Source organism: Rhizobium sp. RU33A (assembly GCF_900156055.1).
Lineage (GTDB): Bacteria > Pseudomonadota > Alphaproteobacteria > Rhizobiales > Rhizobiaceae > Allorhizobium.
The window spans coordinates 788,403-803,106 of sequence record NZ_FTMQ01000002.1 but is presented as its reverse complement, the minus strand read 5'-3'; the positions used below and the strand labels follow the sequence as shown (position 1 = coordinate 803,106).

Annotated in this window: 12 protein-coding genes; 2 read left to right on the top strand and 10 right to left on the bottom strand. The window is 59.8% G+C overall.

Annotated elements, in window-relative coordinates; translation table 11 throughout:
• Positions 1-249 precede the first annotated feature (249 nt).
• Positions 250-666, top strand: coding sequence for a hypothetical protein (locus tag BW978_RS09770; RefSeq protein WP_139330416.1), 417 nt, complete (start codon positions 250-252; stop codon positions 664-666).
• Positions 667-714: 48 nt separating this feature from the next.
• Here BW978_RS09770 and BW978_RS09765 read toward each other — a convergent pair whose 3' ends face one another.
• The 9 genes from BW978_RS09765 to BW978_RS09725 form a co-directional block, all read right to left on the bottom strand.
• On the bottom strand, positions 715-1,794 hold the full coding sequence (locus BW978_RS09765) for a hypothetical protein (RefSeq protein WP_076394483.1): 1,080 nt from the start codon (positions 1,792-1,794) through the stop codon (positions 715-717).
• An 84-nt stretch (positions 1,795-1,878) separates the two neighbouring features.
• A complete protein-coding gene (locus BW978_RS09760) occupies positions 1,879-2,556 on the bottom strand; it encodes a hypothetical protein (RefSeq protein WP_076394481.1) in 678 nt (225 codons plus the stop codon).
• An 873-nt stretch (positions 2,557-3,429) separates the two neighbouring features.
• On the bottom strand, positions 3,430-3,780 hold the full coding sequence (locus BW978_RS09755) for a hypothetical protein (protein ID WP_076394479.1): 351 nt from the start codon (positions 3,778-3,780) through the stop codon (positions 3,430-3,432).
• A 76-nt stretch (positions 3,781-3,856) separates the two neighbouring features.
• Positions 3,857-4,321: a preQ(1) synthase gene (gene queF / locus BW978_RS09750; RefSeq protein WP_069043636.1), complete on the bottom strand. Its 465-nt coding sequence runs from the start codon at positions 4,319-4,321 to the stop codon at positions 3,857-3,859.
• Between the two features lie 17 nt (positions 4,322-4,338).
• A complete protein-coding gene (locus tag BW978_RS09745; protein ID WP_076394476.1) occupies positions 4,339-5,247 on the bottom strand; it encodes a cation diffusion facilitator family transporter in 909 nt (302 codons plus the stop codon).
• 205 nt (positions 5,248-5,452) lie between these two features.
• Positions 5,453-7,714, bottom strand: coding sequence for a TonB-dependent receptor (locus BW978_RS09740; RefSeq protein ID WP_076394474.1), 2,262 nt, complete (start codon positions 7,712-7,714; stop codon positions 5,453-5,455).
• A 339-nt stretch (positions 7,715-8,053) separates the two neighbouring features.
• Positions 8,054-8,341: a hypothetical protein gene (locus BW978_RS09735; protein WP_076394472.1), complete on the bottom strand. Its 288-nt coding sequence runs from the start codon at positions 8,339-8,341 to the stop codon at positions 8,054-8,056.
• A 50-nt stretch (positions 8,342-8,391) separates the two neighbouring features.
• Positions 8,392-8,652, bottom strand: a complete 261-nt coding sequence (locus tag BW978_RS09730; RefSeq protein WP_076394470.1) for a ribbon-helix-helix domain-containing protein — start codon at positions 8,650-8,652, stop codon at positions 8,392-8,394.
• 171 nt (positions 8,653-8,823) lie between these two features.
• Positions 8,824-11,013, bottom strand: coding sequence for an anthranilate synthase (locus tag BW978_RS09725; protein ID WP_076394468.1), 2,190 nt, complete (start codon positions 11,011-11,013; stop codon positions 8,824-8,826).
• Positions 11,014-11,300: 287 nt separating this feature from the next.
• Between BW978_RS09725 and BW978_RS09720 the strand changes: the two genes are divergently transcribed.
• Positions 11,301-12,206 (top strand): extensin family protein, encoded by a 906-nt coding sequence (locus BW978_RS09720; protein ID WP_076394466.1) that lies wholly within the window; start codon positions 11,301-11,303, stop codon positions 12,204-12,206.
• 56 nt (positions 12,207-12,262) lie between these two features.
• Here the strand turns inward: BW978_RS09720 and BW978_RS09715 are convergent, their stop codons facing one another.
• Positions 12,263-14,515: a TonB-dependent hemoglobin/transferrin/lactoferrin family receptor gene (locus BW978_RS09715; protein ID WP_076394464.1), complete on the bottom strand. Its 2,253-nt coding sequence runs from the start codon at positions 14,513-14,515 to the stop codon at positions 12,263-12,265.
• Positions 14,516-14,704: the final 189 nt, after the last annotated feature.

Sequence of the window (14,704 nt, the reverse complement as noted above, 5' to 3'; positions counted from 1 at the left end):
GAAACCCCCATAATTTTATAGGTTACCTATCTCATTCCACCCAATAACCAAGGGCTTGGATAGCACTAAAGCCAGCGAGAGACAGCGGAAATCTACATAAAAAACAACAGAGCAGTTAAGTGACCGCCAGTTCGTTGCTGAAAGACAACACCTCCGCACAACAACGGACACACGAATCACAACGCTGGACAATAGAAGATGGATGAAGCAAGAATCTTTAAACGACAAGCGATTGTATAGGCGATTCCATTGCGTAAATTTGCATATCTGACACTTGCAGTGGTCCTTGGGGCCTCACCGGCAGCGTCCGAGACGAACGCAGTGGAGAACATGGTGCGTGCCATGGTGGAGCTGAAGCGAACCGGCGCGACCTGCGAAACCTACGTCCGCGGCTCGCCGCAGAGTGTCATGACCGGGATAGACGCCTACTTTACGGCCCTTAACCAGCCCGTGCCGAATTCCGTGGATCAGGGCGCGAAGGACAGTATCGGCAAGCTGATCAAGCAACATGCCGCCTATATCTGCTCGACAAAACTGGTGAAGGCGCAGAATAACTACCTCCGTGCGGCCGCGTCCTACATGGAGACGAAGCCGGCACAATGGCCCGACGCGCCATGGATCGAGTTCCCGCAATGGTGCCAGGACCCGGCCTGCGCGGACTATTGATGTCACCGATAGGATGGATTACAGCCTGAACGCACAGCAATGAGGCGATCAGCGCTCTATCTCGACCGCGTTCCCGGTCTGCGAGACGGCGCCACCATTGGCGCCCTGGACGGCCTGCCCATATTCCGCTTTCTGCATCACGTCGACAACTTGCGACGTACCGTCCGGGAGCATCTTCTTGAGCACGATCACATTGACATAATTGTTCGAACTCTGGGTGATGTTCGGCGAGGTGATCGTCTGTGTCAAACCATCAAGGGTCATCTGCTCGACCCGGTTGTTGACAATCTGCTGACCGTTGCTCGAGGTCTGGCGGAGATATCCGATGCTCTCGGCCTCAATATAGTTGGCAATGTTGATGCCATTCTGACTGATTGACCCCCAGCGCGCGCCATTCTGCAGTGTCACGACATTGTTGATGATCTGATCACCCGAGAAGTCGCGCACGACCTCATCGACATTGCGCGCGATGATGATATTGCCGAGATTGGTCCCCTCCTGGACAATCGCCCCGCCGCCCCCGGCCCCCGCAACATTGAGCCTGTTGTCAACGACCTGCTCCGCCTGTTTGGTAAAATTCTGCGAACTCAACGCCACCGACTGCTCGGAAAAAACAAGATTCATAGTATTGAGGCCGACCTGGCGTACCGTGCCAGGCAATTCAGGCAAGATCAGATGGTTCATCGCGTGCTGCACGGAACCGTCGGCGAAGTATTGCTCGACATTGCCGATGTCGCCGCCAATCACGGCATTGCCGATATTGGAGGCATCCTGCTCGATCGACTCAAGGGCCGCAACGGTGTTCAGCACGATCTCATTCAGTGAAAGCTGACTTCCGTCAAAATCCTGACGTACGCTTTTCAGCGCCCTGTCATTGATATTGACAAGATTGCCCGAATTGCTGGCCGTCTGCCGAACTCCAACCGCCGATGACGGCGCCGTCCAGTTCAGCACCTGCGCCGCATCCTGACGACCCACGAAACGCTGAACGATCTGGGTTGAGCGCTCAACCTCGCTAGCACCCCACGGCTCCATTGGTTCCGCGGCCGGAAAGCCGGGCACCACAATGGCGAGCCCAAAGGCAACTGCGAGGGAAACTCGCAAACTCCGGAACATGAAGACACGCATCCCGGCTCGTCATGAACCGGACCCCCTCAGACAACTGTTGGAAAGAAATGGGGGCGAGTTAACACCCGCCCCCATCCAAATACGTCACTCGCTGGCGGTGATTGCACCGATCGAGTTGGCGACGTTCGTCGCGCTCTGGGTGATCTTCGATACGTTGTCGAGCGCACCGACATAGTTTGCGGCGAGCTGGCCGGTGGTGAAGGTCTGAACGATGTTCAGATCTTCACTGACGCTGCCGAGCGAGACCAGGTTGGCAGCATTCAGCGCCGTCTGCGTGACATCATAGATGTCATCACTGCCGTAACCGCCCTTCCCATGCTTCCAGCTATAGGAGCCGACGCCCTCAACGGCATTCAACGCGGCCTGACCGGCCGTCGTCGTCTGCGTGATCGAACCCGTCACAGACTCGACGGTGAGCGAGTTCAGAACGTTCGTCGCCGACTGCGTAACCTCCGACAGGTCTTCCGAGAAGTTCACATAGTTGGCTGCCAGCTGTACGCCGGCCGCCGTCTGCGCGACAACATCGAGTTCTTCATCAGGAAGGTTGATCAGGTTGGCCGCATTCAGAGCCGTCTGAGTGACGTCGTTTACGTCTTCGCCACCTTCAACCTTGTTCAGGGCGGCCTGAATACCCTGGAATACCTGATTCATGTTGATCTCAGGCGCCGGAACCGGCGGCGGCGGCGGCGGCGGGCCCCAGCCACGCGCCATTGCGGAACTGGCCATCAATGCAATAACCGATGCTGCGAGAATAGTTTTCATAGTCTCTCTCCTCTGTTTTAATCTATCGCCCCGATTTCAATCCGTACTCAACCACCTCAGACAGAGATTCGGCCGTACAAGACAACAGAGCTTACTACCCTCCAGACTATTCTGGAGAATCCCCATTTATAAATTGAATTCTATCAAGTCACCTTGGATTCAAGGTGACAATTCAATGCCACATCCATCGAAATGACATCGAAGCCAGGCGACTCAGAGCCGTCGCAAACGCCGCACAAGATATCATTTTATTTATATATATGCGGTGCAATACTTAAGACAACGAGAAAGCCAGTCCACAGGAATAGAACCACACATCCTTTGCTTTCGTCAATACTTCATTAACACATAATTAGGGATAATTAATCAGACTGGCAGAAGCAAAAAAATGAGTTTCGAATCAGATATTTGAGTACCAATGGTTGCGGAGGCGACCGTCACCTTGGCAAAACTCCCCAAATTTGGCCTGGCAGATGACAGGCACTTGGCCAAGTGCCGGCCTCGGCCGAGAGGGCAGCCGACCAATCTTCAAGTATTTGTCACATTTACTTCACGCCAAGGTCAGCTGCCTCCGGGACGCCGACGCACAGTCTCGACGCCGGTCCGCACAGCACTTCCCGTGGACCTTTGCAAACCGCTCGCGCGATTTTTTCAAACCCTCACCGGGTTACGATCGGCGGACCAAATATGCGGACGCTCTGGCTCAACCGTGCAAGAGGGACACAGCAGGTTTGGTCGGGTGGCGGTCGCCGGTGACGCTCTAATTGCCTTCGGCTGATCCCGACCTTCGCCAAGATAACGAAAATGCGAACGGCGGCACCTTGGCCGCCGTGTTTACGTATGTGTGCTGACAGGACGACCGCAGAGGCTGCCTTACTCCGGAGGATCGGTGACGAAGGGCATGATATCGACGCCATCACCGGGAAAGACGGTGATATGCGGATGGTCTTCGAAGAGGCGCGCAGCCGCCTCTGCCGTTTCAGCCTCGACAATCAGATAGCCGCAGATACCATTTTTCGCCGGGGCTATGCCATGCTTGGTGACGCGCGTGGTCTTGCCCACCATGCCGCCCCGATTGACGATGGCGGCAGCGTTGCGCTCTTCCCAGGCCATCCACTTCGGAATGCCCTCGGCATCGATCGCATCCTGCTCGGCCTTGGGCAGGCTGCGGAAACGCGCGAAGTCCTCGTGCTTCATCGTATAGACGGCAAGAAACTGTGGCATGAAGGGCCTCCGATCCGGATGCTACGGGCCGGAGGCTAGCGCTTCGGACGCGGGAAGTCACCCGAAGCGTTTGAGATCAACCGCGTCCGCGATAGGTGGCGACGCCCTGTTCGGGGAGCCAGACGCCTTTTGGCGGCTCGCCGGTCTGCCAGAAGACATCGATCGGGATGCCGCCGCGCGGATACCAGTAGGCACCGATGCGGAGCCACTTGGGATCCAGAAGTTCGACGATGCGCTTGGCGATATAGACCGAGCAATCCTCGTGGAAGGCGCCGTGATTGCGGAAGGCGAAGAGGAAGAGCTTCAGCGATTTCGATTCCACCAGCCAGTCGCCGGGGATGTAGTCGATGACGATATGGGCGAAATCCGGCTGACCGGTCATTGGGCAAAGCGAGGTGAATTCGGGTGCTGTGAAGCGCACGACATAGTCCGTGCCGGCATTGCCGTTCGGCACGCGCTCAAGAACGGCAGTCTCGGGGCTGGTCGGCGCATCGACGCTCTGGCCGAGCTGGGTCAACCCTGAAGTATCGGTCTTGCTCATGATGGTATCCTTTTAATTTAGCGCCCGAGTTCGATGCCGGCGCCATGCGCCATCTCGTTTTCGGGCTCAACGTGAATGGTGACGCGCGTGCCGGGCACCGCCTTGTGCACGGCCATTTCCAGCCGGTCACAGATCACATGGGCGTCGCGCACGCTCATCTTCGAGGGCACGACCAGATCAAAGGCAACGAAGGTCGCGGCCCCTGCCCGGCGCGAGCGCAGATAATGAACCCCCAGCGACCCTTCCGAATTCTCCTTGATCGCCTGCCGGATCGCCTCGGCTTCCTCGGGAGAGACGGCGACATCCATCAGCCCGGCGACGGATTGCGCGATCACCTTCCAGCCCTGCCAGATGATGTTGAGCGCAACGAGGATCGCAAGCACCGGATCAAGGATCGCATAGCCGGTCGCCAGCACCAGCAGGAGACCGATGATCACACCGACGGAGGTGACGACGTCCGACATGATGTGCTGGCCATCGGCCGAAAGCGCCGGGGAACGGTGGCTTCTGCCAACGCGAATCAGGAGCGTTGCCCAGGCGGCATTGATGACAGCGGCAAGGCCGTTGATCGCGAGCCCGAGGAAGGGAGCATCGGGCAAGGTCGGGTTCTGAAGGGCCGGGATCGCCTCGCGGATGATGAGCAGTGCCGCCACCACGATCAGCACGCCCTCGAGAACGGCCGAGAGATATTCCGCCTTGTGGTGGCCATAGGGATGATCGTCATCCGCCGGCTTCTGCGCATAGCGGATGACAAAATAGGCAAGGAAGGCGGCAATTACATTGACGGTCGATTCCAGCGCATCGGACAAGAGCGCGACCGAACCCGTCACCCACCAGGCGCAAAGCTTCAGCCCCATGACCCCGAAGGCGAGCGGAATGCCGAAGAGCGCGAGCCGCCGAACGTAAGTGTTGTTATCAGCCACCATGGCCTTTTCCCTGCAGATGCGAGTGAATTGCAGACGCAATTCCAAAAACGACAAAACCGCCCGGCAAAGCGGGCGGTTCGTTGAAGTGTGAGCGTAATGCCGAAGGGTTGAGGAAAGGTCAAGGCAGGAGATGCTCTCTGCACAGAACCGAAAGGCCGCACCGTGAATGGCGCGGCCAATCCCATCGTCAGGATGTTATCAACGCTCAGAAATCGAAGGAGGCGGAGAGCATGAACGTCCGGGGCGCGCCGGCCGCGAGGAAACCACGCGCGGACGATGCCCAGTAGTTCTCGTTGAAGACATTCTCGACATTCGCCCGGATTTCAATCGGCTTGCCGTTCTCCCGTTCGAACTTGTAGCGCGCACCGAGATCGACGCGGGTCCAGCCATCGACCTTCTGGGTGTTGGCCTGGTCGTAGAAGGTATTGCCACTGTAGACGAGGCGACCGGTCAGCGTCAGATTCTCGATCGATGGCAGGTCATACTCGCCGTAAAGGCTGACCATCGTCTTCGGCACACCCGGCGCATTCTTGCCGTCGAAGGCGCCATTGCGGGTTCGTGCCAGCTCAGCATCGAGGAAGGTGACACCACCCAGCAGCCGCAAGCCGTCGATCGGCTCACCGAAGGCGGACAGTTCGACACCACGGTTTACCTGCAGACCGTCAACCGAATAGATGTTCGTGGCTGCCGTGGTATAGCCGCTGGCCTGACGGATCTCAAACAGGGCGGCGGTAAACGCAACACTGCCGAGATCGTACTTGAAGCCGATTTCCTTCTGCTCGTTGACGAAGGGCTGGAACACCTCATTGGCATTGGCAGCAGTGGCCGGGGCAATCGCGCCTTCCGTCAGCGCCTCGACATAGTTGGCATAGAGCGAGAGGCCGTCCATCAGGCGCAGATTGGCGGCAACGGCCGGGCTGAAACGGGCCTCGTCATAATAGTAGTTCTGCACGCCGACCGTCCCGCGATCGGGCCGGGTGTTGAAGCCCCTCTGGCGCATTTCCTGGTAGCGGCCGCCGAGCGTGACCTCGAGACGTTCGTCGAAGAAACCAAGTGTGTCCGAAAACGCGATGCTGGTGGACAAGAGGTCGGCAAACAGCGGCAGATTGTCCGATGTCGGCAGATTGAGGCTGCTCACGGCGCTACCGGGCAGGTAGCTCGGATTGTAGATGTTGGTCGAATAGGATCCGGGCAGCCCGAGTGCACCGGGCGCAAAACCGCCACGATAATTCTCGTTGAGGCTCTTCTGCACCGAGAGATTGACCTTGTGGTTGACCGGGCCCGTCTCGAACTCTGAACGGATGCCGATTTCCCCGGAATAGCCGTCGATCTGCTGCGGCTGGATCGCAAGCTCCGAGGTCGCATTGCCGTTCGCATTGTTGATCGTATAGGACGACGTCAGGAAGTCCTCCCGATAGCGGCTGGCGCCCACGGCAGCATAAAGCGTCGTGTTGTCCAGCAGATCATATTCGACACGGGCAGCCGCCATGCTGTGGGTGCTGTCGTGATATTCAAACGGGCTCGCCGTGTTGATGCGGCCATCGGGAGCATCCGGGATCGCAATGCCGGAGGCCGCCGCATTGAACAGCGATGTCGGCGCATCGATCTTCTGGTCGGAATGGCTGAGATCGAGCGAGGCGCGGACGTCTTCACCCTCGTAGTCGAGACCGAGCGAGGCAACGCCGACCTTCATCTCGTTACTGTCCATGGCGGTATCGCCAAAGCGATAGGAGCCATTGGCGCGGATGCCCCATTCGCCGGCCGCGCCATAGCGGCGACCAACATCGAGATGGTTCCAGAACTGGCCGTCGCTGATATAGGTGGTTGTCAGGCGGGTCAGCGGCTCGTCGCCGGCGCGCTTGGGGATGAGGTTTATGGTGCCGCCGACACGGCCGATGCCGCCATTGACGAAGGCAGTTGGCCCTTTCAGAACCTCGACCCGCTCTATCCCTTCAAGGTAGCTGCGGCGTGGATTGGCGATATAGGGCAGCCCATCATAGAGCACGTCCAGATTGACCACCGAGAAGCCACGGATGAAGAAGGAATCGCGTTCGCTGAAGGCAGGCGCATCCGAGCGCACGGAGGGGTCGTTGAGCGTGATGTCGGCGACCGTGCGCGCCTGCTGGTCACGGATCAGCTTTGCCGTATAGGCCGTGATGCTGAACGGCGTTTCCATGATTGAACGATTGCCGAGCGAACCGAGGCGGGCACCCTTGGCCACCTGGTTGCCGGCATAGGCTTCCGGCGGCTGGCCGACCGTTCCCGTGGCCGGCGGCTGGCCTTCGGCCGTCGTCGTCACCACGATCGGCGCAAGCCTCGTATCACCGTTCTCGTTAGCGCCGTCTTCGCTGGTCGCATCCTGGCCATGCGCCGAAACGACCGAGATCGCCAGAAGCGAAACGCCTGCAACAATGCTCCGCCTGCTCGCCTTCAGGCTTCGCGTGTGAGTTCCCCTCGACATTTGCATAAAAAGTCCCCTGTTACCAAAACACGATCAGCGGCGTCCGAGCCTTGCCGCACAGCGCAGTCCCTCGAACCGAGGCTACGTGCGCATGCGGCCTTTTTGCCGGGTTCAACGCTCACCGAAACCGTCAAACGACGGCACATGACCATTGAGACCACCGGCTCAAAAGCAGGCTGCCAAGGGAAAAACGATCGGGTCAGCAAAATTTTTCAGTGGGAAGAAAAAATCTTGAGAGTTTTTATCATTATTCGAGAAGGACGGGTGAAGACGCCGGTCATCTGTTTGAGTGGGCGATGGCAAACATTGCGCAATCAATCCAGAAGAAGGGTATCAGCAGCAGAGTCATTTCTCCGAAAACAGCGTGGCTTGGCCTGCAAGGAACTGCCGAAGCCTATCCACGCTTCTCTGGCCGCGAGTGTCGCGAACATCGATGATCAATATCTGGTCAGCAGTCGCCACATACAGCAATGCAAAGTGCGTCCCGCGCGTGTGGTATTCTCGAACACGCTCGAAATCCTCGAAGCGTGGAGCGCTCTCGGGATGATTGGCGATCGTCCGCTCCGCTGTGGTCAAGGCTGCCGACGCCGCCACGATGTCCAGGTTTGGATGACGCTTGTAGTCGTCGCGCATCCATCGAAGGCCAGGCTCCGCAGTCGGAAGGTAGCGGAGATGTATGGACTTCAGCGCGCCGCCGGAAAATCGTCCTCGTCAGACATCAGCCAGCGGTGCACCTCTGCACTGTCCACGGCCTTGACGTCACCTGCGTCAACGAGACGAAGTCCATGACCTACCAGTTCACGCGTCGCGACGCGCTCCTCCACAAGATTGCGGATAGCCTGATCTGCTAGGTCGGAAGCCGAGCGTTTGTCGAAACGCGCGATCTCTTCAAGCGCCTGATTGAGACCGGCGTCGATTTCAGTGGTCAAAACGACCTTGTTCATCGGATCACTGCTCCTTGCGGCTTGGCTTCAGGGAATAGTGTAACGGAGTGTACATGCTGTCAAACAGCAACCTACCGGCAGCTCCGTCGGAAGAGCCGTTAGCACCCCCGGACACGGATCTGCGTCTATCGCCGAAACAATTCGGGGCGCCGAAGCGCCCCACCCCAATCCTCAAGCCGCCTGCACCTTCGCCCGTTTTGCCAGATGCGCCACGACATTCTCGATCATCCGCATGCCGGCATCGCCGCCGAGTGTCATGATCGATTCCGGGTGGAACTGGACGGCGGCGACCGGTTCCTTGGTGTGCTCGATGCCCATGATCGTGCCGTCTTCGCTTTCTGCCGTGATCATGAAATCGCGCGGCAGGGTCGCCGGATCGGCGAAAATCGAGTGGTAGCGACCGACAGTCACTTCCTTGCCGAGCCCTGAGAAGACAAGGCCGGGTTCGAGCACGCGGATGCGCGACGGCTTGCCATGCATGGGAACCGCAAGCTGGCGCAATTCCCCACCATAGGCTTCTGCCAGCGCCTGGAGACCAAGGCAGACGCCGAAGATCGGCAATTGCCGAGCGCGCGCCTTCTTGATCGTCGCCTTGCAGTCGAAATCGGCAGGCGAGCCGGGACCGGGCGAGAGCACGACGAGATCGGGCTTCAAGCTGTCGAAGATCTCCTCCGGCACCGGCGTGCGCACCGTGTTCACGGTGGCACCCGTCTGACGGAAGTAGTTGGCCAGCGTGTGGACGAACGAATCCTCATGGTCGACGAGCAGGATGTTGACCCCCTCGCCCACCCGCGCCACGCCGCGCTTGGAGGAGGCATCATTGCCGCTCTTGGCGTCACGGATCGCTGCAATCATGGCGGAGGCCTTCAATTCGGTTTCGGCTTCTTCTTCCTGCGGGTCACTGTCGTTCAAAAGTGTCGCACCGGCACGCACTTCGGCAATGCCGTCCTTGATGCGCACGGTGCGCAGCGTAAGGCCGGTATTCATGTCGCCGTTGAAGCCGACCATGCCGATGGCGCCGCCATACCAGGCGCGCGGGCTCTTCTCGTGTTTCTCGATGAAGCGCATGGCCCACAGTTTCGGCGCACCGGTGACGGTGACAGCCCAGGCATGGGACAGGAAGCCGTCGAAAGCGTCCATGCCGTCGCGGAGCCGCCCTTCAATATGGTCCACCGTGTGGATGAGGCGCGAATACATCTCGATCTGGCGGCGACCGATGACCTTGACCGAGCCCGGCTCGCAGACGCGGGACTTGTCGTTGCGGTCAACGTCGGAGCACATGGTAAGCTCGCTCTCATCCTTCTTGGAGTTGAGGAGCTTCAGGATCTGCGCCGAATCCTCGATCGGGTCGGCACCCCGGCGGATCGTGCCAGAGATCGGGCAGGTCTCGATGCGGCGGCCATTGACGCGCACGAACATCTCCGGCGATGCGCCGACCAGATATTCCTGATGGCCAAGATTGATGAAGAAGGAATAGGGCGAGGGATTGATTTCCTTCAGCCGCTTGGAGATCTGCGACGGCTTCGAGTCACAGCGCTCCATGAACTTCTGGCCGGGAACCACCTCGAACAAATCGCCCTTGCGGAAGCTTTCCTTAGCCTTGGTGACCAGCTCGGCATATTCGCCGGGACGATGATCGCCGCGCGGCGGGATCGTGTCGGTGTGCACAAAGGGCTCCGGCGCGATCTCCTCCGACTGGCCGATGGTGGTGACGTCACCCTTGGTGAAGTCGTAGCGGTCGATCCAGGCCTTGGCGGAATAGTGGTCAACGACGAGGATCTCATCCGGCAGGAAGAGCACCATATCGCGCTGATCGTCGGGACGGACAAGCTTCAGGTCGATGGCGTCGAACTGGAAGGCGAGATCGTAGCCGAACGCACCGAAGAGGCCGATGGCCGCGTCTTCTTCCGAATAGAACAGCGCTGTGATGGCGCGCAGCACGGTGAAGACCGTCGGCATCTTCGAGCGCTCTTCCTCGGTGAAGACGCGTGACGGCAGCTTGACGTCGAGATCGAGGCGGGTCGCGGTGCGGGCGCCCATTGCCAGATCGTCAACGGAGGCCAGAGCGTCGGCGATCATCGACAGCAAAGCTTCGCCGCGACCGTTGTAAGCTTCGATCCAGACCTTGCGACCGAAGGAGGAGATGCCGAGCGGCGGATCGACAATGGCGGTATCCCAGCGGGTGTAGCGACCCGGATATTCGTAGTTCGACGAGAAGACTGCCCCGCGACGCTCGTCGAGCTTGTCGACATAGGTGGAGATGGCATCGCCATAGGGCGTCGGCCGGCGCCTGCGCGTGACGGTCACGCCGCCGCGCGTCTGATAGGCTTCCGAGCCGTCTTCCTGCAAAATCGTCGACATATCCGTCCTTCTCCACTCTTCGAGGCCCGTCTCCTGAGGCCTTGAACACGAAAAAGCCGCCTCAGGAAAGTTTCCGGGCGGCTTTGGGGTCAATCGTCTGAAGACATGACTGGTCAAGGCCGCGTTAGCGTGCCCACCACCAAGCAAAGGTCTTCGAAACGATCTTCATGGGCCAACGAATACCGTGGAGCCGCTGCCTTAGCAAGGGCGTTTTGCTGGGCTCAGTTGATGAACTTTTCGACGGCTCGCGCCTTTTTGACCCGGGGACTGGGGAACAGGGAGACGAGATGACGAAGACGAGAACGCCGACACTGGTCGGTCTCCTGCTGGTCTGGCCGATCGTGACCGGCCTTACCCTGCCCTCGCGCGGCCCCCTGCCGCAAACGAGACCACAGGTGGCAACGCCGGCACCGGACGCAGAGGCGAACGCGCCCGACGGGCCCCAAACGGCCGCGCCGCTGGAGGCTCCCACACCGCAGAGCAAGCCCGAGACGGCGGCCGATACAGAGGAAGGTGCGAAGCCGTCGAGCCCGGCGGACACGGGAGCAGCAAAGGACACACCGAGTGACGAGGCCGAGCCTGATGGGGATGAGCAGAAAGCCGCTCCGCTTGATCCGCCGCCGCCGGTCGAAGACCCGAAGGCTCTTGCCGCCTGCCTCGCCGATCTCAAGGCGATCGGCGCGCGCTTCGAGACACCCCCCGCAATCGATGATGCCGATGGCTGCGGCATCGCGGCCCCGATCACGCTGACAAGGCTGCTCCCGGACGTCGCCTTGGAGCCGGAGGCGACGCTTCGCTGCGAAACGGCATTGCAACTGGCACGCATGACACGCGACATGCTGAAGCCGGCAGCAGATGCCGCCTTCCCCGACAAGCCGAAGCTCACTGCCATTCGTCACGCCTCGGGCTATGTCTGCCGCAACCGAAACAGTCGCGAAACTGGCAAAGTGTCCGAACATGCCTATGGCAATGCAATCGACATTGCAGCCTTGCGTTTCGGCGACGAGGACATGGCCGTGATGATCGCAAAACAGGATGATGGCACGGCCGAGGCCGCCTTCCAGCGCGCCTTCAACGCCATCGCCTGCCTCTACTTCACGACAGTGCTGTCCCCTGGCAGCGACGCGACGCACCAGGACCATATGCATCTCGACGTCATCAAGCGGAAGAGTGGCTACCGCTATTGCCGGTGATGCAAAGCAAAAGGCGGCGCATCACTGCGCCGCCTTGATCATCGATTTAGCTCAGCTCAGAACTTCTGGGTCAACGAGATTTTGAAGGTCGTTCCGGCTTCCGAGTAGAAGGCCGTCGGCTGGTTGGCCGAGCTCGCCGCATTCGGGTTGACCGATTCCACGCCGACGGCGTTCCAATAGGTCTTGTCGAAGATGTTGTAGACGCCAGCCTGGATGCGCAAGCCCTTCACGGCCTCCGGTTCCCACCAGCCGGACACGTTGAAGACGCCGTAGCCGGGGGCATCGAACGTGTTGGCAACTTTGTCATCGGGCATGGCAGCGGAGAAGATGCCGGTGAGCTGCGTTCCCCAGGTTTCCTGCTGATAGCCGAGGCCAAGGATCGCCTTGAGCGGCGCCACGCTGCGCAGCCGGGCATTGGTGTCACCGTACTCGCCATAGGCGACCGCCAGAGAGCCTTCCGCGAAGAAGCCGTTGGCAAAGTCCTTGCGCGTCTTGATCTCGGCACCGGAAATGCGTGCGTCACGGACGTTCTCGTAGGTGAACAGACTTGCCGGCTGTGGCGACACACCAACGCGGGTCACGTTGTTGATGAAGTTGTCGTACATATTGTGGAACAGCGTCACGCTGCCGTTGAAATCACCCGTATTCCACTTCGCCCCTACTTCGAAGCCATGCCCGGTCTCAGCTTCGAGATTGGGATTGCCGATGCTGGCATAGCCGCCCAGCGTGTTCGTGAAGTTGCCATAGAGCTCGTCCACTGTCGGCGCACGATAGGCCATCGCCCACTGGGCAAAGACACCCACGCTTTCGTTCAACTGATACTCGGCCAGGAGCTTGGGCGAAAAATTGCTATCGCTGAAGGATTTCGGAAGCCCGAAGGCGTTGTAGCCGGTGTTGCCACGATAGGCCGCCGAGTCCTGCGGATCGTAATCGTGGAAGTCGAAGCGGATGCCTGGCGTGAGGGAGAAACCGCTGTCGCCGAAGGTGATCTGGTCCTCGATCGAGAAGCCGAGCGTGACGCCGTCGACATCGGGCGCATCGGACTGCGAGACGACCGTCGCCGAAGCAGGAAAGGCCGAGATGAACTGGTGCGTTTCGAAGGTCGTGGCATTGCCGCGCAGCCGCAGTTGATGGCTAAGCGCGCCGGTGTCGAACTCGGACACCAGCGAGCCGATCACCCCGAAATCCTGTTCCTCTGCCGAGTTGGCGCGGAGATATTGCGCGCCGCTGTTGCGCAAGCCGAAGGACCCGGCATCCTTGCTCAATTGCTGCCAGTAAAGGCGCAGACTGGCGGCCTGAACGAGCGTGTCGGTGGAAGGTGCCTCGTAGAAATAGTCGAGGGACACACGCTCGCGCCGGACGTCATCCCAGCCGAAATAGGCGTCCGGGCGGAAAGTGGAAGCGGCCGTGGTGCTGGCGAAAGTGGAGGACTGCAACGTCTTGAGATTGCTGTCGCTCGTGTAGTCGTAACGCTCCGCGGTCAGGCCAACGGTGTGGCCGCCCTCGAGCTTGTGGCGGAACTTGAAGAGCAGGTTGTTGCGGACGAAGTCCATAGGGTTGGGCTCGGTGCGCGAGCTACCATAGATATCCGCCGTGCCCTGGTTGTCGCTCTCCCGACCGCGCGTGTAGGAGCCCTGGAAGAGCACCGAGCTGTTTTCCACCTGCTTGGCCACAGCCAGGGAGTTGCTGAAGCTCTTGTCTTCGCTGTCATAGCCGGTCTTTGCGACGCCGCCCCAATCGCGCCCCTCGGCAATCAGATCTTCCGGCTCCAGCGTGCGGGCAACGAGTGCGCCGCCCAGCGCGCCAGAGCCGACTTTGCTGGAATCGGCGCCGCGCAGGACATCGAGCCCGCCGAGCGAATCCACGTCGAAACTGTCTGGCTGACCATTGATGCCTGTCGTCGGTGAGCCCGCGCCGTTACGGGCAATGGTCTGCAGGAAGGGAACCGGGATCTCGTCCACCAGAACGGCGACGCGCGGGCCGGTCAGGCCGCGGATGAACAGGCCACCGGTCCTGCCGGGCTTCGACTTGATGAAATCAATTCCGGCTTCGGTCGTATTGCCGAGGTCGCTCAGATCCCTGATTTCCTTCTGTCGGATGTCATCGGCCGTCGTCTCCGTTGCGAGCGGCGTATCCGCAACCGACCCGGCCGGCACACGCTTCCCCTTGACCACGATCGTCTGAAGCTGCGTCTCGTCAGCATTCGTCGTGGTCGTTGCAGCAGTCTGCGCCTGGGCAGGCGCAAGCGAAGTGATCGCTGCGAGCGCCGTGCAGGCGAGCAAGATGGGGCGGAGGGACCGGGAGCGCATGAGTGTCGTCCTTTCGATGGCCGCAGGCAAGGGTTCCCGCTTCCGATGGCGGAAGCGGGTCGGCCGGATGTGATTGCGTCAAAAACGTGGCGGAGACGTTGTTCCCGCCGTAATCATGCCGTATAAAACATGATTACAATCGTCAAGATATAAAACATGATTCTTTTTATCATGAATTATCACGCGCTC

What these genes read in the sequence shown, in the direction of transcription:
- queF (WP_069043636.1), bottom strand. Translation starts at nt 4,321, where the DNA reads ATGAGCAAGACCGATACTTCAGGGTTGACCCAGCTCGGCCAGAGCGTC.
- BW978_RS09730 (WP_076394470.1), bottom strand. Translation starts at nt 8,652, where the DNA reads ATGAACAAGGTCGTTTTGACCACTGAAATCGACGCCGGTCTCAATCAG.
- BW978_RS09765 (WP_076394483.1), bottom strand. Translation starts at nt 1,794, where the DNA reads ATGCGTGTCTTCATGTTCCGGAGTTTGCGAGTTTCCCTCGCAGTTGCC.
- BW978_RS09760 (WP_076394481.1), bottom strand. Translation starts at nt 2,556, where the DNA reads ATGAAAACTATTCTCGCAGCATCGGTTATTGCATTGATGGCCAGTTCC.
- BW978_RS09740 (WP_076394474.1), bottom strand. Translation starts at nt 7,714, where the DNA reads ATGCAAATGTCGAGGGGAACTCACACGCGAAGCCTGAAGGCGAGCAGG.
- BW978_RS09755 (WP_076394479.1), bottom strand. Translation starts at nt 3,780, where the DNA reads ATGCCACAGTTTCTTGCCGTCTATACGATGAAGCACGAGGACTTCGCG.
- BW978_RS09725 (WP_076394468.1), bottom strand. Translation starts at nt 11,013, where the DNA reads ATGTCGACGATTTTGCAGGAAGACGGCTCGGAAGCCTATCAGACGCGC.
- BW978_RS09735 (WP_076394472.1), bottom strand. Translation starts at nt 8,341, where the DNA reads ATGCGCGACGACTACAAGCGTCATCCAAACCTGGACATCGTGGCGGCG.
- BW978_RS09720 (WP_076394466.1), top strand. Translation starts at nt 11,301, where the DNA reads ATGACGAAGACGAGAACGCCGACACTGGTCGGTCTCCTGCTGGTCTGG.
- BW978_RS09715 (WP_076394464.1), bottom strand. Translation starts at nt 14,515, where the DNA reads ATGCGCTCCCGGTCCCTCCGCCCCATCTTGCTCGCCTGCACGGCGCTC.
- BW978_RS09745 (WP_076394476.1), bottom strand. Translation starts at nt 5,247, where the DNA reads ATGGTGGCTGATAACAACACTTACGTTCGGCGGCTCGCGCTCTTCGGC.